Genomic DNA, 22,997 nt, shown 5'->3' on the forward strand with positions numbered 1-22,997 from the left:
CCTCCACCAAATGAATTGAAATCATTAAACGAAATTCAGGATTGGCTTAGGCCAGGATGGGCGGTCGGTAAGGCAGCGCCAGGTCGGTACTGGGCAGGATTGAAGAGAAAGGAACGGAGATGAGAAGGTTGGATTGGATCAAACCAACTTGAACAACTGGAAGGTCGAGCTTGGCTTTGTAAATGGCATCACAACTGCAACAGGGCCTTTCATTGGACTCTTGTTCGTCCGAAACAGCATGGTGGGCAGGTTGGTCTGACATGTGCTCGATGCAATGCTCGGACGAAAGTGATGAAGGATCCGACTCATCCGAGGTTTGCTTGAAGGAACCGGTATGACATCCGACCATGACCGCAAACGCCGTACCCTGAAAAATAACAGAGGCGGCGATTACAAACATCAACAGTGATTTGATCACTTTGGTCATGGTTGTGCGGTCTGGTGATTGTTCAAAAGAATAACATCGCTTTCGCAGATGTCAAACCTTGCCTTTAGTTCGAATTAGCCAAACGACGCTCTTCTACAGTTTGGCTTTGCAATTCACGCAACACCTCTTGGCGGGTTTTTCCAGACCTAGAGTTGCCCCAATCACCGTGTGTGGTCCCATCACCGCTGGCTTCAGAACCAATAATGTTTGCGCTGTAGCCGCGAAATCCCTTGCTGGCGTGTGACGCAGATTTCGCTGGATCTTTGTATCCCAGATGGGGTTCATACACCGCATCGCCTTTGCCGGGGTGGAAGGCAGCATCTGCAAGGACCAATGAAGGTGCAGTAATGGCGAAGGTGGTAATCAGAACAGCGGCAATTTTAATATTTTTCATGATGATCTCCTGATTGATTCGAATTGGAGGGTTGTTTTTCTAGACCCATGCCCTTAGTCTAGTCAGGGGCACCTGTCAGCTACCTTCCCGGTACATTACAAATATGTAATCTTCACCAAATTCGGGGTGGTTATACTGGGCACCTGCATAACAACCAAAAAAAGTCGATGAAACTGCTTTTGATCGAAGACGACCTGCGGCTGGCCGATTACCTAAAGAAAGGATTGACCGAGGAAGGTTTCGTTGTCGATTTGGCACGCAACGGGATTGACGGTTTGCATTTGGCCACCCAAGGCCTTTACGACGTGATCATTCTTGATGGCATGTTGCCCGACATTGATGGTTTGGCCGTATTAAGTGCGTTACGCCAATCCAAAAGTATTCCGGTACTGATGCTTACCGCCCGCGCCATGGTTGAAGACAGGGTGAGCGGCCTGAAGGCCGGTGCAGATGACTACCTGGTAAAACCCTTTGCGTTTGCCGAGCTGGTGGCCAGGCTTCACGCCCTGGGGCGCCGAACTTCAACAGTTGCAGCAGAAAGCCAAACCACCGTATTGACCTTGCTGGACCTGGAGTTGGATGCGGTGCGCCGCACGGCCAAACGCGGCGGCAAGGATTTGCGGCTAACGGCCAAAGAATTTTCATTGCTGTGGCTGCTGCTTCGCCGCAAAGGAGAAGTGATTAGCCGCACCGAAATTGCAGAACTGATTTGGGACATGCATTTTGACAGCGAAACCAATGTGATCGATGTGGCCATTCGCAGGTTGAGGATCAAGCTGGACGACCCTTACGAAATTCCGCTGCTTCATACCATTCGGGGCATGGGGTATGTTCTCGAGATTCGGGCGCAGGGCAAGGAGTGACCGTGAAATCAATTTCCAGAGCCACCATCGGTTTGACCAGCTCCGTCAGTGTACTGGGCGTGGTTTTACTCGCAGTGCTTGTGTATTGCTGCATCCACTTTTGGCAGGCCAAGCAACAGGAAGAAACCGCCAACCGCGCGCTTCATGCAGTTGAACACCTTTTACTAAAACCTACTTCCGAGTATTCACCCGAAGACGTGAAACATGGCCTGGAAGAAGTGTTGGGAGGGCAAGGTCGAACCCAAGCCCGAGTTGTTGACAGCCGGGGCAATCGCATGTTCGGGCCAGAGGTGTTCTTCAATGGAGAGGGATCTATTCGGGAATTCTCTCAAGTGTTTGAAACCGAACTTCCCCAACTGCAAGCCAAACGGGTTGAACTGGCAGTAAGCACCGTAGATGACGAACGTTTTCTGAACTTCATTTCAGGAATTTTTGCATCGTCCATCGTGTTGTGGATTCTGGTGTCGGTGTTGATCAGTATGCGACTGATTCGCCTGGTTTTGCGCCCTATCAATCGACTGACAGAACGCATTCACAATTTGGGGCCACGCTCGCTTGATGTTGTGCTGGACGACCACAAGGCCCCGCTTGAATTGCGACCCTTCATCGACGGATTCAACCGCTTACTGGGGCAACTGCGCGAGAACCGGGAGCAATTGAAACTGTTCAACAGCAATGTTGCACATGAATTGAATACACCACTGTCGAGCTTGACCATTAGCCATGAGCTGCTTCAACGCCGCAAACTGATTGAAGGTGAGGACCTTCAAAAAATTGTCGGTGATCACCTCGACGAACTCGATCGTATGGCACGAATTATTCGCAGCATGCTGTTTCTGGCCAATGCAAACCAGGGCAGAAAACTGCAACTTCAACCTGTGCCAAGTCTTCGTCAGTTGGTGGTATCAGTCGCAGAGTACCTTGAACAGTTGGCCGAAGACAGAGATCTTCGCATCACAGTTAAAAGCGATGCCACGGTGGAGGCTGAAACCGAATTGATTAAACGAGCAGTGAGCAATTTGCTGTCCAATGCAATTCGGTATGCGCAGGCCAACACAGAAATTACCGTACACATTACCTTAGAAGCAGAGAGGGTGTGGATCAAGGTTTCGAATGAAGGCCCGACAATTGACCCACTCAAATTGAATCGTTTGTTCGAACCCTTTTTCCGTGCTGAAGAGGGGCGAAGTGACACTGGGAGCAATCACGGACTTGGCCTGGCCATTGTGGCTGCAATTGCGAAACTGCATGGTGGTGATGTGTTTGCAAGCAGCGAAAATCAAGTAACGGTGATTGGCTTTTCGATTCAAACGAAACGACAATCGGCATCAGGATAGGCAAATAATATTGTCGAAAAGATGCTGTTCATCCATTTTCATGGCACTTAGGTTTTGTTGCCGCTTTTTATCACCTCACGCTGGAATCGGGACAGGAGAATAATTCGTCGGTATTGCGAAATTCAGTTTTCAACTGTTACCAGTCTCGCTTGATCCAGCCCGAAACGGCTGGATTGCTCATTTTTCACGGTTTGCATGATGTTTTTCATCCAAGCCATCACCGCAAATAAGGGTAAATAAAGGGCAATCGCCCTCATCAGCCACTTCAGGTTAAAGCCTGCCGCACACAGCAGCACATGCAGTGCATCACCAGATTGTAATGACCCAGTGAAATTCTGCTCAGGTGATAATGAAGGAGAAATCACAGATGAGCATAGAAATGAACGACGACATCAAGCGCTGGACAGCCAAGCGCAAAGCAGCCCTGGTCATGGATATTATTCAGGGCAAGACCACTGTCTCAGAGGCCAGCCGAACATTTGATTTATCACCCTCTGACATCGAGAACTGGGTCGATGAGGCCAAACGGGGCATGGAGAATGCTCTGAAGGCTAAGCCCTTTGAAGTCAAAGAACTCTATGAAAAGCAAATCAAGGACCTTCAGGAAGCATACGGGGAGGCCATGCTGGAGTTGCGTGCCAGAAAAAAGCTTCAGTCCCTTCTGGGCGAGGAGGACGACAAATGATTCTCCAAATTCGGCAGGGACTCCTTGAAGACGGTTTGAAGGTGAGTATCGAAAAGTTGTGCCGATGGTTTGAAGTGCCGCGCAGAACGGTCTATTACAGGCCCACCAAAGCAGCACCCAAGGTCAACGAGGCTTATGTCAAACCCATCAAGGCCATGATTGAAGAGAACCCAGCCTTTGGCTATCGCACCGTGGCGTATTTGCTGGGTATGAACAAAAATACCGTGCAACGCGTGTTTCAGTTGATGAGCTGGCAGGTACGCAAGCGACCCGTTGGCTTTCGCCCGCGTGTACAAGCTTTACCTGCGGTTGCGCAACGGCCCGATGAACGTTGGGCCACAGACCTATGCCGTGTTTGGTGTGGCAAAGACGGCTGGGCTAGCCTGGCGTTGGTGATTGATTGCCACACGCGAGAATTGCTTGGTTGGCACTTGAGCAGAAGCGGTAAATCAGCCACGGCAGAGTCTGCGCTGGAGCAAGCCCTTATCAGCCGCTTTGGCGTGCTTGGAAAGGTCTCAAAACCCTTCCTGCTGCGCTCGGACAATGGCTTGGTGTTCTGCTCCAGAAGCTACACAGCACTGGTGCGCAGTTACGGTTTGCAACAGGAATTCATCACACCTTACAAGATGCCCCTTTGAGCCACGTTCTTCGCATTCCGTGAGCCTTACCTTTGTTTATGCGTAATGTACCGGCCTGCCAATCAATGTCATCCAGTTCCAGATTGGTAACTTCACATTCGCGCAGGCCCAGGTCGACCAGGCAGCGCACCATTGCATAGCCACGCCTGTGCGATGGGATCTCCGGTGGGAAAGCTTCCAACAATTGCTCGATCTCACTTTGCGACAGAGTTTGCGGTAAAGACGCCAATCTCCAACAAGCCGGTGAGGCGATGATAGGCAGCAAATGTTCCACACGAGCACCGCTTATTGCCAAGAATCGTAGGTAGCCACGAAGTGCACCGGCAAGTGAAGACGCACTGGCAGGGCTTATGCGTTTGAGTTCACGCGAAATAAATTGTCTTAGCTCGTCGGCGCTTGGAACCGCCATCTCGTTAGTGTTAGCGTCTACTGCCAATCGCATACGCAGTAATGAGCGGATGACACTCAAGCGTCGCGTTCTCGTACTCTCAGCCAAGCCTCGGGCATCCTTCATGTAAATATTGAACTGTGCAAGCTGGGTTTCAACCCTGTCGTGACTTGTGTCGTTTGATAGAACTCCCTGATCCACCAGAGTACTTAGCAATTGGCGCAGTGCCGCACGAACCTGATGCCGGCTGCGTTGTACGGGAGTGGAACATTTGCAGATAGGCAGGTGCTTATCAAGGAAGCATTGGACTACGTCGTCGGTAATATCTTCAGCGAACAATCGGCAGTGATGTGTCCAGTGCGCAAAATGCGCTACGCAGTGCACATACACACGAACAGTGGCGACAGCATATCGTCGGCTAACCAAGCGTTGCACATAGGCTGGGACAAATGTTGCTAGGTCGCTTTCGCCAAGCCAAGCGCTAGGTACAGGGTGAAGCGAATTGCACAAATCCATTGGAATCTCCTGAAGTGGGGTTGCCACTACAGGAGATTCCTATTCTTATGTGAAGTCTAGCCTCCGTAAAAAAAACTCGAAGTCGCTTGCTGTGTAAGTTCGCCCCTTTGACTTCGATAGATAGATTCACATAAAAACGCAGTTTGCATAATTACGATTATGCAAATCTTCTCATAATCGCAAGAACTGGTTGTTTGCCGGAAGCCTGCGCTCGGGCCAACGCAACGCAGCCATCATGAGCCTGGTTCAATCGGCTAGGCTCAATGGACTGAACCCGCTGGTGTATCTCAAGGACGTGATGGATCGACTGCCCACGCAGCCGTACAGCAGGATCAACGAGTTGCTGCCGCACAACTGGAAACCTGCGTCGGCATCAATCGAAAGTTAATGCTTGGTCTCTGGATTGCCTAGATTGGCCTCTACTGCATCCCAAGCGTGAGGCCACTGCAAAGTTCGTTGAGGCATGGTGTTGATATTCAGAATGATGTCAGTCAAGTTGCAGGACTGTAGACCACCGCCCACCTCGATCATTGCGCGGTAACAAAAAACCAAATCATTGAGCACACCCAGTACACTTCGACTGTCCGTCTTGGCAAACAAGCCAGAGTGATAAGGAGTTAGTGCGGTGTCGATGGCGGCATCTGAATAGCCTCGCATCTCCAAAAGTTGAGCGATACCGGTCAGCATCATGTTGGGCAAAGTCTTGGCTGTCACCGGTTTCTTGCCCTGGTACATGATGAACGACAGATAGGTGTTCTCGCTCATGAAGACAAAGCAATTGTGCCGCCCAACCTTGAATCGGTTGATGTACCAATTGCCCAGCGGTGCGGAGGAGGGTTCAGCCTCAACCAGAGATGCCTTGGACAGTTTCAAAACCTTCTGAATCTCAGCGGTGCACTTTAAATAAAGCATTGGATGGTGGGCCTGGACAGGAACAAACATGCCGGCAGTTTAAGCAATGCGAAACGGAATGTCCAAATCCAAGTCAAGACGGGTTTGCTGGGGGCTTACAACGGTTCGCTACTACCAACGCGTGGGCATGTTGGCACAGCCTGCCAAGCCCCTGCACGGTATTCGTAAATATGGTGTCGGCGACGTTAAGCGGATCCGCTTTATCAAACGCGCCCAGTTATTGGGTTTTACTTTGGCAGAGGTGTCTGAACTGCTGGTTTTGAGCAACGCTAGTTCCTGCCGCGAAACCCAAGATCTGGCCGAAAGCAAGCTGAAATCTGTTAGCGAGAGAATCCGCGACCTGACTAAAATGCAAGATACATTGTTGCAGCTTGTGGCTCGGTGCAATGCAGCAGACGACTCGACCAGTTGCCCCATTATTGACGCATTGGTGGGTGAAGATTAATTCCATCATGCAGGCCTAAAGGGTTACCTATACTGCGTCGATTTGTGTAAAGTTTGCCGCGAATTTATAGACCTACTGGATTAGGTGACAATGACGAAGCCATCAGCCAACGCAAGCTAGATTGATGCTAATGACCATCTTGAATGGTAAGACAAGGTTGATATTAAATTTGTTTCCAGCTTTGTACGCAGAGACAGACAGTGGTCGATTTTTGTTCTCACGTGGCGTTGAGCCTAGTAAAAAGCGACTAGTGCGTTTATCTGCACTTCTCTAATTGAACGTTCGATACCTAACTAAATTATTAACGATGTTTTTATGATTTCGCATTGGGCTATTGTGTTGTGACCCAAGCATTTGGCACGCAAACGTTGCAATTCGCTCCGAAGTGCTTGAAGTCTGCTGATCCTTTTGTCGATCTCAATCAATTTGTCGTCAATAGCCTCGTTAATTGGCTCGCATGACTCACGGGGTGAATGTTTGAGTTTCAGTAAAGAGCGTATTTCATCCAATGAAATGTCGATACCGCGACAAAACACCACAAATGCTAGATCTTCGAGATGATGCTCGCCGTAAACCCGGTAGTTGGAGGCGGTTCGGTCTGGTGCACAAAGCAGGCCTTCCTTCTCGTAATAGCGTATTGCCTCCACCGTTATTCCCAACTTCTCGCTTAACTCACCGATTTTCATCAATTTCTCCTCGGGGTTGACTCTAAAGCTACTTTAGGGTTTTTAATGAATGTATTGCAATTTCACGAGGAGATCAAGATGCCAGGTTGTTCAACATGTCACGACCATCAGCCGGCCCAATCAGTTTCACCAACCTATAAAAAAGTGTTATGGGTTGCTCTGGTTGTGAATTTGGGTATGTTCATCGTTGAGGTGGCTTCAGGTTTGAAAGCGGGCTCTGTCTCCCTGTTAGCGGATTCACTTGATTTTTTTGGCGACGCAGCGAACTACGCTGTTTCCCTTTTTGTGTTGGGCATGGCGCTGTCGATTCGTGCCAAAGCGGCCCTTGTTAAAGGTGCAACACTCGGAATTTTCGGGGTAGGCGTTTTGGCCTACACGGCGTATCGCCTTTGGACAGGGCAAGTTCCTGAACCTTTGACCATGGGCGTGGTAGCGGTGTTGGCACTCGTTGCCAATGTAGCTGTAGCTTTGATGCTTTACAAATGGCGTGAAGGCGACTCGAACATGCAATCAGTGTGGCTTTGCAGCCGCAACGATGCCATTGGAAACGTAGCCGTGGTTGCAGCCGCCGGCTTGGTTGCCTGGACCGGCAGTGCATGGCCTGATTTGGCGGTAGCGGTGTTGATGGCCACTTTGGGTATTACCGCAGCTAGAACCATCATCACTCAAGCATGGCGCGAATTGAACCAAACCAGTGTGTGATACTCTTACGCTCATGAAAAAATTTTTCCTTGTCCTTCTTATGTTGGTACTACCGCTTCAAGCAGCGCTTGCAGCGGTGGAAACCTATAACGGACACGGCGTAGAACATGAATCTGCGATTGAGGCAGTGCTTCATACCCACGATGGGCATGATCACCACGCCGCATATCACGAACCAGACAATAACAAGCAGCAAGACCAAACCTGTGATGGTGATCACCACCATTGCCACGCCCACAGTGTGAGCGTGCTGCCCAGTTTGTTGACTTTCACCACACTTCCCAATGCCTTGGACCAAGCACCCGAAGAGTTCAACGGCTTTCAATCTTTCTCGTCAAACCGCATAGAACGCCCGAAGTGGGTCTGAACAAAACCTGAATTAACCGCCCCTTGGTACCTGCTTGTGCAGGCTAAAAAGGGCAGTTCATCTGTTTTGTTTGGAGAATTTACCTATGTATTCACCACATCGTGTGGTGTCCACTTGCCTGGCTTTATTGTTCTTAAGCGCTGCTCTGCCTGCGTTTACTCAGCAAGCCATGCCTGTGGAAACCCCAGTGACTGTTCAAGATGCCTTTGAATCGGCCTTGAGCATTGATCCTGAAGTGCAGTCGGCACTGAAGCGCATTGAAGCATTCAAAGCGAGAAGGAGTGCGGCCAGCGCCTTGACTGCCCAACCACTTTCACTGGAAGGGTCGTATCGATCGGATCGGAACTACAACAACCAGGGCTTGCGAGAAATCGAGCTGGGTGTGTCAGCACCCATCTGGAACTGGAATGAGCGGGCGCGTACCCAATCATTGCGAGACACCGAAATTGAGTTGGTGCAGTTGCAACTTGAACAGAAAAAACTTGAGCTCGCTGGTCTTGTACGTCAAACGATTTGGAATACTTTGGCAGCGAACCTTGATGCTGAAATTGCGCAGGCGCGACTTAAATCTGCGAAAGAGTTGATGGTGGATGTTGAAAAGCGGGTGAAGGCTGGTGATTTGGCCCAAACCGATTTTTATCAGGCTTCTGCCCTGTATGAACAGACCCGAGCAGAATTTGCTCGAACTCAAAGCGCTTTAAGTGATGTGAGTGCAGATTACGCGGCCACCATCGGTTTGCCTGTTTCAGTGCTTTCACAGATTCAAACCGAGAGCACCGACATTCCCAATGGGCTGAAACCGCTGGATCATCCCGCGATCAAACTGGCGCAGCTTAAGGTGTTGGCCCAGCAACAACAAAGCGATTTGGTGCAAACCCAAGCGCGGGCGAATCCTGAGGTGGGTTTGGCCATCATCAGCGACCGTGGCGCATTCACCTCGGCCAGCGAGAAGTCTTTGGTGGTTTCCACGCGAATTCCTTTGGGTAACTCGTCGGAATACCAAAGCCGGGTGTTGCAGGCAGAAAGTGAAAGCATTGCCGCCGAAGCGGTACTGACAAAAACCCAGCGGCAAATAGTTGTTGTTGGCCGTGCCGCCGAGAGCAACTTGGACCTGTTCGCGCAAATCAGGGTGTCAGCCCAAGAGCAGGCCAAGCTGGCCGCAAAAACCTTCCAGTTGTACAAAAAGTCATTCGATTTGGGTGAAACCGATTTGCCCACTTTGTTGATTGCCGAGCAAAAGGCCTTTGAGGCCGACAAACTGGCCCGGAAATCTGCCATTGAATATGCCGCAAAAGTTTCTGCCTACAAACAGGCCCTGGGACTTCTACCATGACCAATATTGAGATCAACGTAATGAAACAGAGCAAATTTTTAACCAATGTATTGTCAGCCGCAGTGCTTGCCGGCTCGCTCATCTTCTCCACGACAGCTTATGCAGGCCCTGGTCACGATCATGGCGATGAAGCACCGCTTGGAGTTGGTGAAGCGTCGCCCCGCGTGGTCATGGAATCGGAATTGTTCGAAGCGGTTGGCATTTTGAAAGGCCGCATGCTTGAAATTTACATTGATCATGCAGCCACCAATGCACCCGTGCAAAACGCCAAGGTGGAATTGGAACTGAACGGTCAGCAAGTGCCAGTTGAGTTGCACAGTGAAGGCGAATTTGATGCGCAGTTACCCGAGGGAATCGAGGATGGGACAGTGGCTGTCAGCATGACTGTATCCGCAGGCGAAGACATTGATCTTTTGGCTGGGGATCTGATTGTTGGTCACCACGATGATCTCGATAGTGTTGAAGAAGTGCAGTCACGTCTTTCGAAAATAGTCTTGTATGGAGTGGGTGGTTTATTGATTCTCGCTTTGATTGTGTTTGGGTATGTTCGTCTGAAATCAAAGGGAGGCAAATAATCATGCTGAAGAAAAATTTTATTCTCTCGGTGGTGGCGTTTGGCTTGTTGGCACCGCTTCCCTTGTACGCAGGCCCTGGGCACGATCACGGCGACGAAGCAGCCGTTGCCAGCACTGGGGATGGTCCCAAGCGACTTGCTACGGGTGAAGTGTTCCTGCCAAAACCGGCACAACGGCAGTTGGATTTGCGAACACAAATTGTGCAAGTAAAACCACAGGCCAAGGTAATTGAAATGAATGGTCAAGTGGCGCTGGATCCCCAATCGGGCGGTGTGGTGCAAACCAGCCTGGGAGGTTTTTTTGTGCCTTCCAGCAATGGTGTTCCGAAACTTGGGGAGCCGGTAACGAAAGGACAAATTTTGGGATTTATCCAGACTCCCCAAGCCCCCCTTGAAAAGTCTGCCCAACTGGCGCAATTGTCACAATTGAAATCTGAATTGGCGTTGGCCAAACAACGCTTGGATCGGTTAACCCTACTGGCTGACACCGTACCCAAGAAAGAAATTCAAGCCACCCAAGCGCAGGTACATAGCCTTGGTGAGCAAGTGTCTGCGGTATCTGGCGGTATTGGCTCGCGCGAGGAGCTTCGTTCTTTGTCAAACGGTGTTGTTGCTTCGACAGCAGCTATTGCTGGCAAGGTTTTTTCTGAAGGCGATGTGCTGTTTGAAATCGTGAATCCCAAAGTGGTTCGTATTGAAGCCACTTGGTTTGAGCCCAACGCTGTTCCCCAGTTTTCCTCCGCTCAGATTCCTGCAGGTGAAAAAACTTTAAAACTAAATTACGTGGGTGCAGCCAGCAGCGTAAAAAATCAGTCGCTGTCTTTGGTATTTGAAGCCCGCGATGTTGAGAGTATCCGCTTTCCGACAGGGCAACTTTTGAAAGTATATGGGGAGCTAGTAGATCAGATAGACGGTATTGCCATACCCAGTGCTGCGGTGGTTAAAAACGCTGCCAATCAAACCATTGTATGGGTCAAGAAAGAACCGGAACTGTTCGAGCCCAAGGTGGTGTTGACCGAGCCGCTGAACGGCGTTGAGGTGTTGGTGCGAAGCGGCCTGACCGACGATGAACGTGTGGTTGTTCAAGGCTCGACCTTGATCAACCAAGTTCGATAGGGGGCGTCGATATGTTTCAAATGTTATTGGACAGCAGCCTGAAAAACCGGCTGTTGGTACTGCTCGGCGCGCTTATTTTGACCGTGTATGGGGCCTATACGCTGACCCAAACACCGGTTGATGTTTTTCCGGATTTGAACAAGCCCACGGTCACGGTCATCACCGAGGCTGGTGGTATGGCCTCGGAAGAAGTGGAGCAACTGATTACCTTTCCGCTGGAAACAGCTTTGAACGGTCTTCCGGGAGTCGAGGTCATTCGCTCGGTATCCAGTGCCGGACTCTCGTTCATTTACGTGACTTTCAATTGGGATACTGAGATTTATCGGGCACGTCAAATGGTATCTGAGCGGCTTTCCAGCCTGGAGGAATCCATTCCTGCAGGCGTGGCGCCGGTGATGGGGCCAGTCAGTTCAATCATGGGCGAGATCATGCAAATCGCCATACCGATTGATTCGAGCAAGACCACACCCATGCAAGTGCGCGAGTATGCTGATTGGGTGCTTCGCCCCCGATTGTTATCGATTCAAGGCGTGGCACAGGTGATCCCGATTGGTGGTGAAGTACGCCAGTTTCAGGTTCAACCAGATTTGCAGCGGATGGTGGATTTGGGCATTACGATTGAGGATCTGCAGCAGGCCTTGAGCGGTTTTGCATCCAATACATCGGGCGGATTTTTGGCACTCAATGGCCGTGAGTACCTGATTCGAAACCTTGGAAGAACGTCCTCTTTGGAGGACCTTGGAAAGGTGGCTGTAGGTTCAAAAGACGGTGTGCCAGTGCTGCTCAAGCAAGTCGCCAAGGTGGATTTTGCGGCCGCAGTTAAACGGGGTGATGCCGGGTTTGAAGGCAAACCCGCTGTAATTTTGGGCGTACAAAAGCAGCCAAGCGCTGACACCATTGCCTTAACCAAAAGGATTGAAGAGGCCCTGGTTTCCATGGGCAGCAGCTTGCCAGAAGGAATGGAAACACCGCGTGTGACTTTCAGACAGGCCAGTTTCATTGAGGCCTCAATTTCCACCTTGCAAGGAAAGCTGATTGGCGCTTCGATATTTGTAGCTGCAGTGCTGTTTTTTTTCTTGGGTACGATTCGCCCGACCGTGATCGCACTGATTGCCATCCCTGTGTCTATTTTCATCACCGCCTTAGTGTTTGAGTATTTTGGACTTTCCATCAACACCATGACGCTGGGTGGGTTGGCCATTGCCATTGGTGGTTTGGTCGATGATGCCGTGGTAGACGTAGAAAATATTCTTCGCCGTTTGAAGGAACAACGGGCGAAACACCCTGGTGTTGCTTTCGACCTGGTGGGCCTTGTGCGCAAGGCATCGCTTGAAGTAAGAACAGGTATTGTGTACGCCACGGTGATTATTGTGTTGGTGTTCATCCCCTTGTTCGCTTTGCCTGGCATTGAAGGCAAGTTGTTTGTGCCCTTGGGCATTGCGTTTATCGTGTCTACCCTCGCATCGCTGGTGGTTTCTGTCACGGTGACACCCGTGTTGTCGTATTACCTGTTGCCAGGCATCAAGGATCTTGATCATGGCGATACTCGCGTGTTGGCTTGGTTAAAGTCCAAGTATCAGGTTGGCTTGTCTGGAGTGCTGAATAACCCGAAAGCGGCGATTTGGGCGGGTGTGATTGCGGTAATTGTTGCAGGCGCATCAGTACCATTTTTTGCTAAAACATTCCTTCCGCCTTTCAATGAAGGCACCTTGCTGATCGGTATGAGGTTAAATCCTGGCGTCACCTTGGAAGAGTCCTCGAAATTGGCCTCTCAAGCGGAAGTGTTGCTCAAAGACATTCCAGAAATTACACACATTGGGCGGCGAAGTGGTCGTGCGGAGCTGGATGAACATGCCGAAGGTGTGCATGTGTCCGAACTGGATTTGGGGTTGATTCCTGCCGGTGACATGACTCGCCCCATGGCGGAGTTACAAGCGGAAATACGCGAACGACTCCAGAACTTGCCGGCGGCTATTGCGGTAGGGCAGCCCATTTCACATCGCATTGATCACATGCTTTCCGGTGTACGTTCGCAAATCGCGATCAAGGTATTCGGGGAAGACTTGGATACCTTGCGTGGCACCGCTGAAACTCTGCGTGCAGAGCTGTCAACAATCGATGGACTGGTTGACCTTGAAGTTGAGAAGCAGGTGCTCGCACCAGAGATCAAAGTGCGGATCAACTACGATGCCGCATCCCGGTATGGTGTGTCTTCATCGGAAGTGTTGCATTCTCTACAGGCTTTGATTGAGGGCGAGAAAATTACTCAGGTGGTTGAAGGCAACCGGCGTTTTGCCCTGGTTTTGAAACTGGCAGAAAAAGACCGCAGTTTGGAGCAACTCAAGACTCTACTGATACCGACCCCCTTGGGTGCAGTTCCGTTGTCTGTTTTGGCGGACATTGAAGACAGTGATGGTCCCAACCAGATCAGCCGGGACGACGGGAAACGGCGAATTGTGATTTCTGCCAACGCCCAAGGCAGAGCGCTTTCTGAAGTGGTTGAAGATATTCGTACCACAGTTGCAAATACTGATTTGCCGGAAGGTTATTTCATTACCTTGGGCGGCCAGTTCGAGGCACAAGAAGAAGCCACACGCTTAGTCGGTTTTCTGTCAATCATTTCACTGGTGCTGATGTTTGCGGTGCTTTACAGCCGTTATCAATCGGTTCGCCTGTCGGCCATCATCATGGGCAATATTCCTTTGGCCATGGTAGGCGCGGTTCTTGGTTTGTGGTTATCCGGACAGCCTTTGTCAGTGGCTGCATTGATTGGTTTTATCACGCTTGCTGGTATTTCAGTTCGCAACGGCATTTTGAAGGTGAGCCACTACATCAACTTGATGCGATTCGAACACGAGCAGTTTACGCAGTCCATGATTGTGCGCGGATCGATGGAACGGTTAAGTCCAGTCTTGATGACAGCTTTGGTCACTGCATTTGCCTTGGCACCACTGCTGTTTGAGGCGGAACGCCCGGGCACCGAAATTTTGCACCCGGTTGCAGTTGTAATTTTTGCTGGTCTGATCAGTTCAACCTTGCTGGATACCTTTTTAACGCCAGCATTGTTTTGGGTTTTTGGGCGCAAAGACGCCGAAAGGTTAATGGAGCAATCCGATGCTCAAGCACTGTAAGTTTTTTTAACAAAAAGGAGATGAAAATGAAATCAATCAAATTGCTGACAACAACTTTCGGTCTAGTTTTGGCCTTGAGTTCAGGTTTTGCTGTGGCCCAGGAAAAAGATGAACACAAACTTGAGCCCAAGCATGGTGGTGTAGTGGTTGAATCCAATCACATCGAGTATGAATTGGTGGTGAAGCCGGAAAATGTTCAATTGCATGCAGTTGATCACGGCAAGGTGATGGACTTGAGCAAAGCCAAGGCCAAAGTGGTGTTTCTGGTGGCCGGTCAAAAAATGGAAAGAACACTGGCGGGTCAGGGGGCGCTTTTGTCGGGTGAGGGTGTTGACTTGAAGGGCTCTGCCTACACCGCTGTGGCCACTGTGGAATTCGCCAACAAGAAGAAAGCCACAGTTCGATTTAAGCAAAAGTAAAGGGTGAGGCGATGGCAATGATCTGACGATATTTTGTTCAAGCCTTGCCCACCGTCTTTACATTTTTACTCCGAATCTGGGTACCGGCGAGCATCCTCGCCGGTATTTATGAGCGCCGACTAAGAATTTTCGCAGCTATTGGAGAAGTAATCATCTGAATGACTGCAAAAAATGCGGCTGGAATCGCTATTTCCGATGGAAGACCAGATGCCGCCACAAATGCAGCAGCTATGCTGAATTCCTTTTTGCTTACTGTAAAAAGGTATGCGATCACTTCTTGCCGGTCAGAAGTTAGTAATCTTGCTGTCATTCCTACTGCGTAGCCAATGAGATTCAAACATAAGGCTGCCCCAGCGATAACAAAGGCGTACAAGCCATAACCGATGATTTTTTCCGCGTTCGGTCCCACGACAGCCAGAAGAATCAGAAGATAAATGACGGATCCAATCCCTGCGTAAGTTGAATCATAGCTTGAGATGAGTTTCGTGAATCTCGTACGCAAGCTCACACCCAAAACGGTGGGAATAAGGACAATCAATACCAGTTCGACAATAATCGATACAAGAGGAACTTCCAGTTGTATGCCTGTCAGTGATAAAAACAGGAAAGGGACGATGAACGGAGATAACACGGTATTAATGGCGTTAAAAACCGCTGCAAGGGCAACATTGCCCCGCGCCATCAGCACGAGTAAAGGAGATGAAACGTCGGTTGGTAGCGTACCAACCAAAGTTTGACCCGCAGCCAGTGGACCGACTCCAAAGAAAAAGCGACCCGTTAACATTCCAGCAATAGACATGGGTATGTAGACCAATCCCAGCGCCAAAATCTGCCTTGATGGTTTGCGAAGTACTAACCGCACGTCATTCGCATCAAACGTCAGACTAATGACAAACATCAAAAGTGCCAGCATTGGTCCGATTGCGGGCTCCAGAAACTGGCCCGATGCTGGGACCAATAACCCCAGTAATGCAATTCCAATCACAAACCAAACAAGGTTGGATTCAATGATGAAGATCAGTCGGCTCATATTCGCAAATCTAGTTTGAAGGTTTGACGCAAAATGTTTGCAAGTGCGCTGTTGGAGTGGTTTCGCTTTTAATGAACTTGGGCCAAGCGATGGACCGCGTTTGTCCTGTTGTCTCGATTTGAAATACCACCTAACTCCGGGTGCGAAGCGCTACTATCTGACTTTTTGCTGCCAGCTCGCTTAGTACGCCACATTCGGCTGAAACGCCGGGATTTAAGCATCGGTTACGCAGCCAAGTGAGATCCTTTTCCAGCAACTTCAGTTTCTGCATTTGAAGGCGCGCGTCAGCCAAGTGCTTGTCCAAGCAGTCGTTGACTTCATGACATGGCGTGCCAGCATCGTCTTGGATCGCGATGAGTCGGGCGATTTCCTGCAACGTCAACCCCAATGCCCGGCAGTTGCGAATGAAAGCCAGTCGCTCTAGAGCTTCCAAACCATAGACCCTGTAGTTTGATTCGGTTCTTGTTGCATTGCCCAACAGGCCCTTTCGCTCATAAAAGCGGATCGTTACGGGCTGGCAACCAACGGCTTTTGCTAAATCTCCGATCTTCATCCCGCCTCTATTGACTCTACACTAACTATAGGGTTTAGCATCCTTACATCCTGAATTCTTAAGTCGCCACATGACCACTGAAAACAATCATCAAGAGAGCACCTTTTCTATACCGAAGATGGATTGCCCTTCGGAAGAAAATCTGATTCGCATGGCATTAAGTAGTATTGATAATATCGAGTCGCTGCACTTCGATCTGTCCCGACGAGAACTCAAGGCCCGGCATCAGGGAGAAGCTAATCGCTTGCTGGAACGCCTGCAGCCACTTAACCTAGGTGCAATTTTACTGGATACTCAACCGGTAAGCGTAAATGCTGAGGCAGGCTTGCTGGTGAGTGTCTTTTCCGTACCGAAGATGGATTGCGCCTCCGAAGAGAATCTGATTCGAATGGCGGTCCAGGATGTGCCCGGTGTGCAATCGCTGTCGTTCGATTTAAGCAACCGGGTCGTTAAAGCAACCCACAATGGCTCGCCCAATGAGTTGTTGCAAAAGCTCGAATCGCTTAAGCTTGGAGCTATTTTACGAGGGTCTAAGCAGGCAACTTCCTCGCCTGCCTCTACTGCTGCGATTGATGATGCCGCCCAGGCGCGTACTTTGCGCCTTTTGCTCGGTATTAACGCTTTCATGTTTGTGATTGAGTTGACAACGGGCCTAATCGCTCAATCGACTGGCTTGATCGCCGACTCTCTTGACATGTTCGCCGATGCTGCCGTGTATGGTTTGGCACTTTATGCTGTGGGACGTGCGGCAAGTATGAAGTCTCGCGCCGCGCATCTCGCGGGCTGGTTGCAGCTACTCTTGGCCGTCGGAGCCTTGACTGAGGTTGCTCGGCGCTTTGTGTATGGTAGTGAACCAGAGTCCATCCTGATGATCGGAATGGGCGTCATAGCCTTGATTGCTAACGTGAGCTGTTTGCTTCTGATATCAGGCAAACGCGAAGAAGGCGTTCATATGAAAGCGAGTTATATATTTTCCGCGAACGATGTGATTGCCAATCTCGGCGTTATAGCGGCCGGCGCCCTGGTAATGTTTACTGCTTCTCCTTACCCGGACCTTGTTATCGGCACCATCATTGGTGTGATCGTTTTAAATGGTGCGCGTCGCATCCTGCAGCTCAAATGAAGATCCTCCGTCCTTGGTACTGGATTGCCTTTGCAACGCTATTTGCAGTGTTGGATCAGGCATCCAAAGCAATGATTGAAATTTGGTTGCCTTTACACAACTCAATACCAGTTGCTGCGCATTTCAATTTGGTTCATGTGCTCAATCCCGGTGCCGCGTTCAGTTTTTTGGCTGATCAGGCAGGTTGGCAAAGGTTATTTCTTGCCGGCATTGCAGCTTTCGCGTCTGTATTTCTGGTAGTTTTGATCGTTCGAAAACCAAGGTTCATTGAGGCGACTGCCTATTCCCTGATCTTGGGCGGTGCGGTGGGTAATCTCGTCGACAGAATTGTTCGGGGTGCTGTGGTCGACTGGCTCGACTTTTATGTCAATCATTGGCACTGGCCGGCCTTTAATTTGGCCGATGTGTGGATTGTCATTGGTGCTGGCTTATTGATATTGTCGGGTTTCAAGCAGAGGGCTATCACTACAGCGCAGTAGATTCTCTCATGTCTGATATGTTAATTCGCCTGTACTACAGGCAAGTCTGGTAACAGCTCAGCGGAATGCGGGGCTAACCCGCTGGAGTATTTGAAGGGCGTGATGGACCGACTGTCCACGCAGCCGTACAGTCGGATCAACGAACTGCTGCCGCATAACTGGAAACCCGCCAACTAATCAAGACGGGTTTGCTAGGGGCTTACAGCAATTCGGGAAAAGCAGTGGTCCATTAACTAATACCGATTACCCCGTAATACGAGGGCCAGTCGAGGATGTCTGAGTTAGCATTTCGAACGTTCGCGCTTAACATCGCTCAAGAAAAGTTCGGCCAATACAATTCTTAAAATTCAATGTTTCCAAGTGCTGTTCATTTCAGAACTTTTCGCACTTTCGACCCTGCCAATAAGAGTGCCAGATCATTTTTATTGGGTCGTATACCCAGCCGACGAAGAACGGCTAACCCTCTATCTACAGGCATATTTCTCTTCCCTTTTTTTATCGAACAAATAAACCCTCTAGATACGCCCAGATCTCTGGCAAGTTGGGCATCGCTGCCAAGTTGTTCTTTTTTCTTGAGAAGTTCAAATAGAACCGGCCAAGAAAGATCTGGTGATGTTTCTGTCATTTCTTGCTAATTTCCGTATCTGTAATTAATGCTGAAAAATCACCTAGGTCAATGTTTTATAAAGGAAATTTTACTTTGACAATGTAGTGCAAATTGAACTACATTGCTACAAAATGTTTGAAGTAATTAGGACCAAATACAGTCGCAATTTGGTCAAATTCAGTATGTGAGATTGCGAAGGTCTAGGCCCACCTTATGAGATTCGGTGGGGGTAAGAATTGAAAAAACCGGAGGCAGAATGAGAAAAGCGATGTAACAAAAGTCACATCGCTTTGGCGAATACGTGAATACCCGCAGTGAGAAAGCCAAGTATTCCAATTCCCAAAGCGAAAGTCAAGTTTGAGCCCAAACAACCGAAAGCCGATTTCGGTTGTTTGCAGGTGGTGTTCGTCCGTAGTCTTTGGGAGACTGTTTTGATCACAAGTCAGCAATCAATTTTTGAAATCTTGGGTTTGGTAAAGGAATCTGAGTATCCAAGCACAAGTCATACTGTCAAAAGCGGCGCCGGGTTGCGTCCGAATGAATCCTCTCTATCTAACCTTTTTCCTTCGAAGTCCGATGCTCGCGATAGCGTTCTTGAACCCATAAGACGGCTTAATAGAACACGACAGGGAATGCAGCTGAGTCACTTTTCATCCAGAAAGATGGATAGGGTGATTATGTGCGAGAGCTCTATCGAAGCCGATCTTGCCTTGGTGTTCGAGTGTGAGCCAGATGTCGTAGCCTATTGCGAGCAGCCTGAAACAATTCCTTTGCGGCTTAAAGGACGTTTAACTTCGTACACGCCCGATTTTCTCACACAGCAAAAAGACGGCGTTGAAACGATGTGGGAGGTAAAGCCGTCCCATTGGCAACTATCACCTTATTGGGTCGATAGATTGTCCACTGCGAAGCGAGTGTGGGAGGAGAGGGGGTACCGGTTTCAGGTAGTTACCGATCATGATCTTAGAAGCTCTCACCTCATCGCCAATTTACGCCTTATTTATCCAAGGCTGGGCGCGGTCACTCCTGCAGAGCTATTTCAAGTTAAAGATCTTGTTGATCAAACCAGCCGAACTTTGAACGTTCGTCAGCTCATGACCTTGTGTCAGGTAAGTTTTGGTGTTGTTGCCGCATATGTCTACGCTTATTGCTGGGAAAAATTGGATCAGCAGCTTTTTGATATGTCTTTTCCTGTATCCGGAGGGCTGCAATGAATCTCCAACAAGATTTTCAGCTTCCTGATCTCCATTCGATCTACCTAATAAGCGGACGACGGGCCATGGTTGTTCACGCTGATGATTCGATAATTAGATTCGAAACAGAGCTATACAACCGCACGATAAGCCTGGAGCCTGTCGCTTTCAGGACAGAAATTCAATCAGGGGAAATTCGTCTATTGCAGAAAATGCCATTCAACAAGGAGTTGCAGGCCTTTAGTGGAATGACTGAAAAGCAGGAAAAAGCTCACCAGCGGAAGTTACATTATGTGAAATTTTTTACAAAGCATTGTGGACAAAATCTTCCCAGACATGGTTTTGAAGATCTAAGGCACAAAGCAGCCGCTTTGATTAATGACCCTAGTCCTTTCGGTTACGTGCAAATGTCGAAGCACTGTAAAAAATATTGGGCTTCGGGTCAAAGTGAAACTTCCCTTATCGGACCACAGCAAATGTTCGGACGCAGGGCGTCTAGGCTTTCCGAAGAAGTGCACGACATCATCGCCACTTGCATCAATGAACATTACTTGCAGCCAACGCGTCCGTCGCTGCAGCATCTGACCCGAATCATTCGCGGGAAAATCATAGAACTGAATAGTGGTCAGTACAGAACAAGGCCGCTGCAAATACCTTCATATGGCACAGTCTGCGCCGCGGTAGATCGAGTTGACGATTTTCATCTGACATCGCGTCGAGAGGGAGTGTACATCGCATCGAAAGAAAACAAACGCGGACGCCCGATCGAATACGAACAACGGATAGGGGCTCGAGTGGAGGCTGATACACAGTTGTTAGACATCATGGTCTATCACGAACAATTTGGAATCGCCCTTCGTCCCTATCTAACTGCCCTTATCGATGTGGCTAGTCGTTGTGTTATCGGGTGGGATATCTCGTTTAGCCATCCATCAGCCCCCAAAACTCTTAGAGCACTTTGTCAGGCAATGGTTGCAAGCCCAGATGTGGAAACTCGAGCGGTGCCAGAGACATTAATCGTTGATAACGGTAAAGAGTTTGTTAATACAAACATGATGTCTTTGTCGAAAGATATAAGCATTTTATATAGACAGGCATCGCCAAGAGCACCGGATCAAAAGGCTTTTGTTGAGCGTGTCTTTCATACATTTAATCAGCAGTTTTTCCATGCACTGCCTGGTACAACAAAGTCGAGTCCCGCTCATCGTGGCGATTACAACTCGGGAGCCGAGGCAGCAATCAACATATTCGATTTAAGACGGTTGTTTGGTCAATATTTGAGCGAGGTCTACCACTATGGAAAGCATTCAACGCTTGAGTGTTCTCCGATTGAGAAGTGGAGAGAGCTTGGGAGGCAGGTGCCTCCACGTACCCTTACCGAGGAAGAGGTTCGATTTAAGAGCTGCATTCGGATGAAATGCAGTATCCATCATGGCCGCGTGAAAGCAGAAAATATGCAATGGGAAGGACCAGGACTTCCGCAACTTGCCACGCGGCTTAAATCGGGCAGGAGTAACTTGAAGGCAATTTTGCTGATTGACACTAATCAAATTGGTAAGGCTTGGGTGCAGGATCCAACTGGCAAGTCTCCACTACAAGAAGTCACCAATACTCTTCCAGATTTCTATCACTCATTAAGTTTAGCGGAAATCAAATTGGCTCAAAAGTTGCGTAAGACAGAGAGTAACGGAAAGGCAAACGACAGGGACCGCAGCAGTCTTGATCTTGCAGTATCCAGGCTTTTTCGCGAAGTTGCTGAGGTCGCTAATGGGGGGCGTGGGAAGAAGGAAGCGAGAAAACTCTCGAAGGTAGTGGAGAAATTTCCCAGCGATCAACCAGTCAATTCTGTTAGCTCTATGACAAATGATTCCAATCGCTTGCAAAGACAAATATCAATGTCTTTAGAAGAATCCGATGAGGCTGATCATTTAACTGGAGCTCTGGACATCACATTCGAGCAAGACTTACCTAAATCAGCCGAACGCAAAATGAAAAAAATCTACCAGCAAAGGAGCGAATCATGATCGTGGAGTCCAGGCCCCAAGAGCGAGGTCGTACGAACCTTCCAACCGAACATCTTCGACAATCTCCTTTTAAAGATGCGTTCGACGACCAGAGTGAAATACTTAGCGATGAGCAAGCTGAAGCCAAAAGCTGCCTGTCTAAAGTGATTTGCCTTCATCCTGAATATGACAAGGCGATGGCGAAAATCCGAAAGGTCATCCGCTACAACATGAGCAGTCATGCCCCGGAGCCAAGCAGTATTTTAGTTCTAGGGCAATCTGGCACCGGTAAGACAACATTGAGGGATACGATCGCCTCTATGATGCAAGAGCCGTATGAAACGATTGAAAATGGATATTTGGTCAGAAAGATCCCCTTCTTTGACAGCTCTGTTCATACCGATGCTACGCCGACCGCCATGTCCAATGAGATTTTGCGGCACATGGGTATCGGTGCTGTAAAGTCGTCGGGCGCTGTGGATCGTGTCCGGGCATGCCTAAAGCTCGCAGGTACTTTTGCCTTTAACTACGATGAGATTCATAACTTAGCGGGTAACCAGTCTGCCAATTCCATTTGCTGTGCGCGAAACTGGCTTCGGGATCTTATTACCAATACCGGTGTGATGGTAATCGGCTACGGAACACCCAATTGCAAGCAAATGTTCCTTGGGGAGCCGCAATTATTAAAACGCTTTCCCATCATTTTGGAATTAAATCTCTTTGAATTTGATGTCAGGCCCGGATCTGTTTTTAGAGAGGTGTGCGAAGCATTTGAGGACGAAATAGGAGGCTTTGGTAAATTATTGCGCTATAACCAACCCCGCATGAATGAGAGCTTCTTGGTGGCGATGTATGCGGCTTCAGGTGGATCAATTAATGCTATCAAAAAAATCTATGAAAGTGCGGTGAATGAGGCTTTTCTTGGTGACGGTCGGCTGGATCATGAAAAGTTTGCGATTGTAGTTGATGACCTTACTTTTCACACTAGTCTATCTGCGCCAGAAAATGCTTTCAGGTTGGATTCGAGATACCTAAGGACATGTATCCGAAATGCGTTACTCAAGCGGGGGTACTGA

26 protein-coding genes and 1 pseudogene are annotated in these 22,997 nt (G+C 49.2%); 18 read left to right on the forward strand and 9 right to left on the reverse strand.

The genetic code is table 11. The annotated features are described in order from the left end of the window. Window positions 1–46: 46 nt before the first annotated feature. Window positions 47–427, reverse strand: a complete 381-nt coding sequence (locus tag FRIGORI9N_RS14290; protein ID WP_159572548.1) for a hypothetical protein — start codon at window positions 425–427, stop codon at window positions 47–49. A gap of 64 nt (window positions 428–491) precedes the next feature. Beyond that, on the reverse strand, window positions 492–821 hold the full coding sequence (locus FRIGORI9N_RS14295) for a hypothetical protein (RefSeq protein ID WP_159572550.1): 330 nt from the start codon (window positions 819–821) through the stop codon (window positions 492–494). A gap of 167 nt (window positions 822–988) precedes the next feature. On the opposite strand from FRIGORI9N_RS14295, the gene FRIGORI9N_RS14300 reads away from it, so the two are divergent. After that, window positions 989–1,684 carry a heavy metal response regulator transcription factor gene (locus FRIGORI9N_RS14300; protein WP_105029761.1) on the forward strand — a complete coding sequence of 232 codons (696 nt, stop codon included), beginning with the start codon at window positions 989–991 and terminating at the stop codon, window positions 1,682–1,684. Window positions 1,685–1,686: 2 nt separating this feature from the next. Then, on the forward strand, window positions 1,687–3,021 hold the full coding sequence (locus FRIGORI9N_RS14305; protein ID WP_159572552.1) for an ATP-binding protein: 1,335 nt from the start codon (window positions 1,687–1,689) through the stop codon (window positions 3,019–3,021). Between the two features lie 122 nt (window positions 3,022–3,143). On the opposite strand, the gene FRIGORI9N_RS14310 is transcribed toward FRIGORI9N_RS14305, so the two are convergent. Next, the gene (locus FRIGORI9N_RS14310) at window positions 3,144–3,386 is read right to left on the reverse strand and encodes a hypothetical protein (protein ID WP_159572554.1); all 243 of its coding nucleotides are present in this window, start codon (window positions 3,384–3,386) and stop codon (window positions 3,144–3,146) included. 2 nt (window positions 3,387–3,388) lie between these two features. On the opposite strand from FRIGORI9N_RS14310, the gene FRIGORI9N_RS14315 reads away from it, so the two are divergent. Together FRIGORI9N_RS14315 and FRIGORI9N_RS14320 are read left to right on the forward strand one after the other, a co-directional pair. Further along, window positions 3,389–3,706, forward strand: coding sequence for a transposase (locus tag FRIGORI9N_RS14315; RefSeq protein ID WP_159572556.1), 318 nt, complete (start codon window positions 3,389–3,391; stop codon window positions 3,704–3,706). Next, window positions 3,703–4,344 carry a DDE-type integrase/transposase/recombinase gene (locus FRIGORI9N_RS14320; protein WP_159572558.1) on the forward strand — a complete coding sequence of 214 codons (642 nt, stop codon included), beginning with the start codon at window positions 3,703–3,705 and terminating at the stop codon, window positions 4,342–4,344. The genes FRIGORI9N_RS14315 and FRIGORI9N_RS14320 overlap by 4 nt, the downstream gene beginning before the upstream one ends. Here FRIGORI9N_RS14320 and FRIGORI9N_RS14325 read toward each other — a convergent pair. Beyond that, window positions 4,319–5,248 (reverse strand): tyrosine-type recombinase/integrase, encoded by a 930-nt coding sequence (locus tag FRIGORI9N_RS14325; RefSeq protein ID WP_159572560.1) that lies wholly within the window; start codon window positions 5,246–5,248, stop codon window positions 4,319–4,321. The genes FRIGORI9N_RS14320 and FRIGORI9N_RS14325 overlap by 26 nt on opposite strands. 178 nt (window positions 5,249–5,426) lie before the next feature. Here FRIGORI9N_RS14325 and FRIGORI9N_RS14330 point away from each other — a divergent pair. Then, window positions 5,427–5,636 (forward strand): annotated as a pseudogene (locus FRIGORI9N_RS14330) (transposase domain-containing protein); the annotation flags it as partial. Here the strand turns inward: FRIGORI9N_RS14330 and FRIGORI9N_RS14335 are convergent. Beyond that, window positions 5,633–6,190 carry a hypothetical protein gene (locus FRIGORI9N_RS14335; RefSeq protein WP_350109397.1) on the reverse strand — a complete coding sequence of 186 codons (558 nt, stop codon included), beginning with the start codon at window positions 6,188–6,190 and terminating at the stop codon, window positions 5,633–5,635. The pseudogene FRIGORI9N_RS14330 and the gene FRIGORI9N_RS14335 overlap by 4 nt on opposite strands. Window positions 6,191–6,218: 28 nt before the next feature. Between FRIGORI9N_RS14335 and FRIGORI9N_RS14340 the strand changes: the two genes are divergently transcribed. Then, window positions 6,219–6,605 carry a MerR family DNA-binding protein gene (locus FRIGORI9N_RS14340; RefSeq protein WP_236550914.1) on the forward strand — a complete coding sequence of 129 codons (387 nt, stop codon included), beginning with the start codon at window positions 6,219–6,221 and terminating at the stop codon, window positions 6,603–6,605. A gap of 293 nt (window positions 6,606–6,898) precedes the next feature. Here the strand turns inward: FRIGORI9N_RS14340 and FRIGORI9N_RS14345 are convergent, their stop codons facing one another. Beyond that, window positions 6,899–7,291: a MerR family transcriptional regulator gene (locus FRIGORI9N_RS14345; RefSeq protein ID WP_008249297.1), complete on the reverse strand. Its 393-nt coding sequence runs from the start codon at window positions 7,289–7,291 to the stop codon at window positions 6,899–6,901. 78 nt (window positions 7,292–7,369) lie between these two features. On the opposite strand from FRIGORI9N_RS14345, the gene FRIGORI9N_RS14350 reads away from it, so the two are divergent. From FRIGORI9N_RS14350 to FRIGORI9N_RS14380, 7 genes are all read left to right on the forward strand, one after another. Continuing rightward, window positions 7,370–7,993 (forward strand): cation transporter, encoded by a 624-nt coding sequence (locus tag FRIGORI9N_RS14350; RefSeq protein WP_159572568.1) that lies wholly within the window; start codon window positions 7,370–7,372, stop codon window positions 7,991–7,993. A gap of 40 nt (window positions 7,994–8,033) precedes the next feature. Further along, window positions 8,034–8,360, forward strand: coding sequence for a hypothetical protein (locus tag FRIGORI9N_RS14355; protein ID WP_159572570.1), 327 nt, complete (start codon window positions 8,034–8,036; stop codon window positions 8,358–8,360). 85 nt (window positions 8,361–8,445) lie between these two features. Then, on the forward strand, window positions 8,446–9,693 hold the full coding sequence (locus tag FRIGORI9N_RS14360) for a TolC family protein (RefSeq protein ID WP_159572572.1): 1,248 nt from the start codon (window positions 8,446–8,448) through the stop codon (window positions 9,691–9,693). Further along, window positions 9,690–10,268 (forward strand): hypothetical protein, encoded by a 579-nt coding sequence (locus FRIGORI9N_RS14365; protein WP_159572574.1) that lies wholly within the window; start codon window positions 9,690–9,692, stop codon window positions 10,266–10,268. The genes FRIGORI9N_RS14360 and FRIGORI9N_RS14365 overlap by 4 nt, the downstream gene beginning before the upstream one ends. Before the next feature lie 2 nt (window positions 10,269–10,270). After that, window positions 10,271–11,383 (forward strand): efflux RND transporter periplasmic adaptor subunit, encoded by a 1,113-nt coding sequence (locus tag FRIGORI9N_RS14370; RefSeq protein ID WP_159572576.1) that lies wholly within the window; start codon window positions 10,271–10,273, stop codon window positions 11,381–11,383. Window positions 11,384–11,394: 11 nt separating this feature from the next. Beyond that, a complete protein-coding gene (locus FRIGORI9N_RS14375; protein WP_159572578.1) occupies window positions 11,395–14,514 on the forward strand; it encodes an efflux RND transporter permease subunit in 3,120 nt (1,039 codons plus the stop codon). Window positions 14,515–14,540: 26 nt separating this feature from the next. Next, entirely contained in the window at window positions 14,541–14,933 is a 393-nt protein-coding gene (locus FRIGORI9N_RS14380) for a hypothetical protein (RefSeq protein ID WP_236550915.1), read from the forward strand. Window positions 14,934–15,039: 106 nt separating this feature from the next. Here FRIGORI9N_RS14380 and FRIGORI9N_RS14385 read toward each other — a convergent pair whose 3' ends face one another. Together FRIGORI9N_RS14385 and FRIGORI9N_RS14390 are read right to left on the reverse strand one after the other, a co-directional pair. Continuing rightward, window positions 15,040–15,963 (reverse strand): bile acid:sodium symporter family protein, encoded by a 924-nt coding sequence (locus FRIGORI9N_RS14385; protein WP_138515477.1) that lies wholly within the window; start codon window positions 15,961–15,963, stop codon window positions 15,040–15,042. A gap of 130 nt (window positions 15,964–16,093) precedes the next feature. Next, the gene (locus FRIGORI9N_RS14390) at window positions 16,094–16,516 is read right to left on the reverse strand and encodes a MerR family transcriptional regulator (protein WP_159572582.1); all 423 of its coding nucleotides are present in this window, start codon (window positions 16,514–16,516) and stop codon (window positions 16,094–16,096) included. Between the two features lie 70 nt (window positions 16,517–16,586). On the opposite strand from FRIGORI9N_RS14390, the gene FRIGORI9N_RS14395 reads away from it, so the two are divergent. Next, the gene (locus FRIGORI9N_RS14395; RefSeq protein WP_236550916.1) at window positions 16,587–17,639 is read left to right on the forward strand and encodes a cation transporter; all 1,053 of its coding nucleotides are present in this window, start codon (window positions 16,587–16,589) and stop codon (window positions 17,637–17,639) included. Continuing rightward, complete coding sequence (gene lspA, locus FRIGORI9N_RS14400) at window positions 17,636–18,118, forward strand: signal peptidase II (protein WP_159572585.1); 483 nt, start codon at window positions 17,636–17,638, stop codon at window positions 18,116–18,118. The genes FRIGORI9N_RS14395 and lspA overlap by 4 nt, the downstream gene beginning before the upstream one ends. A 367-nt stretch (window positions 18,119–18,485) precedes the next feature. On the opposite strand, the gene FRIGORI9N_RS14405 is transcribed toward lspA, so the two are convergent. Further along, window positions 18,486–18,743 (reverse strand): hypothetical protein, encoded by a 258-nt coding sequence (locus tag FRIGORI9N_RS14405; RefSeq protein ID WP_159572587.1) that lies wholly within the window; start codon window positions 18,741–18,743, stop codon window positions 18,486–18,488. A 296-nt stretch (window positions 18,744–19,039) separates the two neighbouring features. Between FRIGORI9N_RS14405 and FRIGORI9N_RS14410 the strand changes: the two genes are divergently transcribed. Genes FRIGORI9N_RS14410 through FRIGORI9N_RS14420 form a run of 3 tightly spaced genes read left to right on the forward strand, consistent with a single transcriptional unit; the run spans window position 19,040 to window position 22,997 of the window. Then, complete coding sequence (locus FRIGORI9N_RS14410; RefSeq protein ID WP_159572589.1) at window positions 19,040–19,939, forward strand: TnsA endonuclease N-terminal domain-containing protein; 900 nt, start codon at window positions 19,040–19,042, stop codon at window positions 19,937–19,939. After that, window positions 19,936–21,942 carry a DDE-type integrase/transposase/recombinase gene (locus FRIGORI9N_RS14415; protein WP_159572591.1) on the forward strand — a complete coding sequence of 669 codons (2,007 nt, stop codon included), beginning with the start codon at window positions 19,936–19,938 and terminating at the stop codon, window positions 21,940–21,942. The genes FRIGORI9N_RS14410 and FRIGORI9N_RS14415 overlap by 4 nt, the downstream gene beginning before the upstream one ends. Beyond that, on the forward strand, window positions 21,939–22,997 hold the full coding sequence (locus FRIGORI9N_RS14420) for a TniB family NTP-binding protein (RefSeq protein ID WP_159572593.1): 1,059 nt from the start codon (window positions 21,939–21,941) through the stop codon (window positions 22,995–22,997). Before FRIGORI9N_RS14415 ends, FRIGORI9N_RS14420 begins: the two co-directional genes overlap by 4 nt.

This window comes from Limnobacter sp. 130 (assembly GCF_902506325.1).
In the GTDB taxonomy this organism is placed as follows: domain Bacteria; phylum Pseudomonadota; class Gammaproteobacteria; order Burkholderiales; family Burkholderiaceae_B; genus Limnobacter.

What these genes read in the sequence shown, in the direction of transcription:
- FRIGORI9N_RS14290 (WP_159572548.1), bottom strand. Translation starts at nt 427, where the DNA reads ATGACCAAAGTGATCAAATCACTGTTGATGTTTGTAATCGCCGCCTCT.
- FRIGORI9N_RS14295 (WP_159572550.1), bottom strand. Translation starts at nt 821, where the DNA reads ATGAAAAATATTAAAATTGCCGCTGTTCTGATTACCACCTTCGCCATT.
- FRIGORI9N_RS14300 (WP_105029761.1), top strand. Translation starts at nt 989, where the DNA reads ATGAAACTGCTTTTGATCGAAGACGACCTGCGGCTGGCCGATTACCTA.
- FRIGORI9N_RS14315 (WP_159572556.1), top strand. Translation starts at nt 3,389, where the DNA reads ATGAGCATAGAAATGAACGACGACATCAAGCGCTGGACAGCCAAGCGC.
- FRIGORI9N_RS14320 (WP_159572558.1), top strand. Translation starts at nt 3,703, where the DNA reads ATGATTCTCCAAATTCGGCAGGGACTCCTTGAAGACGGTTTGAAGGTG.
- FRIGORI9N_RS14325 (WP_159572560.1), bottom strand. Translation starts at nt 5,248, where the DNA reads ATGGATTTGTGCAATTCGCTTCACCCTGTACCTAGCGCTTGGCTTGGC.
- FRIGORI9N_RS14335 (WP_350109397.1), bottom strand. Translation starts at nt 6,190, where the DNA reads ATGTTTGTTCCTGTCCAGGCCCACCATCCAATGCTTTATTTAAAGTGC.
- FRIGORI9N_RS14340 (WP_236550914.1), top strand. Translation starts at nt 6,219, where the DNA reads ATGTCCAAATCCAAGTCAAGACGGGTTTGCTGGGGGCTTACAACGGTT.
- FRIGORI9N_RS14345 (WP_008249297.1), bottom strand. Translation starts at nt 7,291, where the DNA reads ATGAAAATCGGTGAGTTAAGCGAGAAGTTGGGAATAACGGTGGAGGCA.
- FRIGORI9N_RS14350 (WP_159572568.1), top strand. Translation starts at nt 7,370, where the DNA reads ATGCCAGGTTGTTCAACATGTCACGACCATCAGCCGGCCCAATCAGTT.
- FRIGORI9N_RS14355 (WP_159572570.1), top strand. Translation starts at nt 8,034, where the DNA reads ATGTTGGTACTACCGCTTCAAGCAGCGCTTGCAGCGGTGGAAACCTAT.
- FRIGORI9N_RS14360 (WP_159572572.1), top strand. Translation starts at nt 8,446, where the DNA reads ATGTATTCACCACATCGTGTGGTGTCCACTTGCCTGGCTTTATTGTTC.
- FRIGORI9N_RS14365 (WP_159572574.1), top strand. Translation starts at nt 9,690, where the DNA reads ATGACCAATATTGAGATCAACGTAATGAAACAGAGCAAATTTTTAACC.
- FRIGORI9N_RS14370 (WP_159572576.1), top strand. Translation starts at nt 10,271, where the DNA reads ATGCTGAAGAAAAATTTTATTCTCTCGGTGGTGGCGTTTGGCTTGTTG.
- FRIGORI9N_RS14375 (WP_159572578.1), top strand. Translation starts at nt 11,395, where the DNA reads ATGTTTCAAATGTTATTGGACAGCAGCCTGAAAAACCGGCTGTTGGTA.
- FRIGORI9N_RS14380 (WP_236550915.1), top strand. Translation starts at nt 14,541, where the DNA reads ATGAAATCAATCAAATTGCTGACAACAACTTTCGGTCTAGTTTTGGCC.
- FRIGORI9N_RS14385 (WP_138515477.1), bottom strand. Translation starts at nt 15,963, where the DNA reads ATGAGCCGACTGATCTTCATCATTGAATCCAACCTTGTTTGGTTTGTG.
- FRIGORI9N_RS14390 (WP_159572582.1), bottom strand. Translation starts at nt 16,516, where the DNA reads ATGAAGATCGGAGATTTAGCAAAAGCCGTTGGTTGCCAGCCCGTAACG.
- FRIGORI9N_RS14395 (WP_236550916.1), top strand. Translation starts at nt 16,587, where the DNA reads ATGACCACTGAAAACAATCATCAAGAGAGCACCTTTTCTATACCGAAG.
- lspA (WP_159572585.1), top strand. Translation starts at nt 17,636, where the DNA reads ATGAAGATCCTCCGTCCTTGGTACTGGATTGCCTTTGCAACGCTATTT.
- FRIGORI9N_RS14405 (WP_159572587.1), bottom strand. Translation starts at nt 18,743, where the DNA reads ATGACAGAAACATCACCAGATCTTTCTTGGCCGGTTCTATTTGAACTT.
- FRIGORI9N_RS14415 (WP_159572591.1), top strand. Translation starts at nt 19,936, where the DNA reads ATGAATCTCCAACAAGATTTTCAGCTTCCTGATCTCCATTCGATCTAC.
- FRIGORI9N_RS14420 (WP_159572593.1), top strand. Translation starts at nt 21,939, where the DNA reads ATGATCGTGGAGTCCAGGCCCCAAGAGCGAGGTCGTACGAACCTTCCA.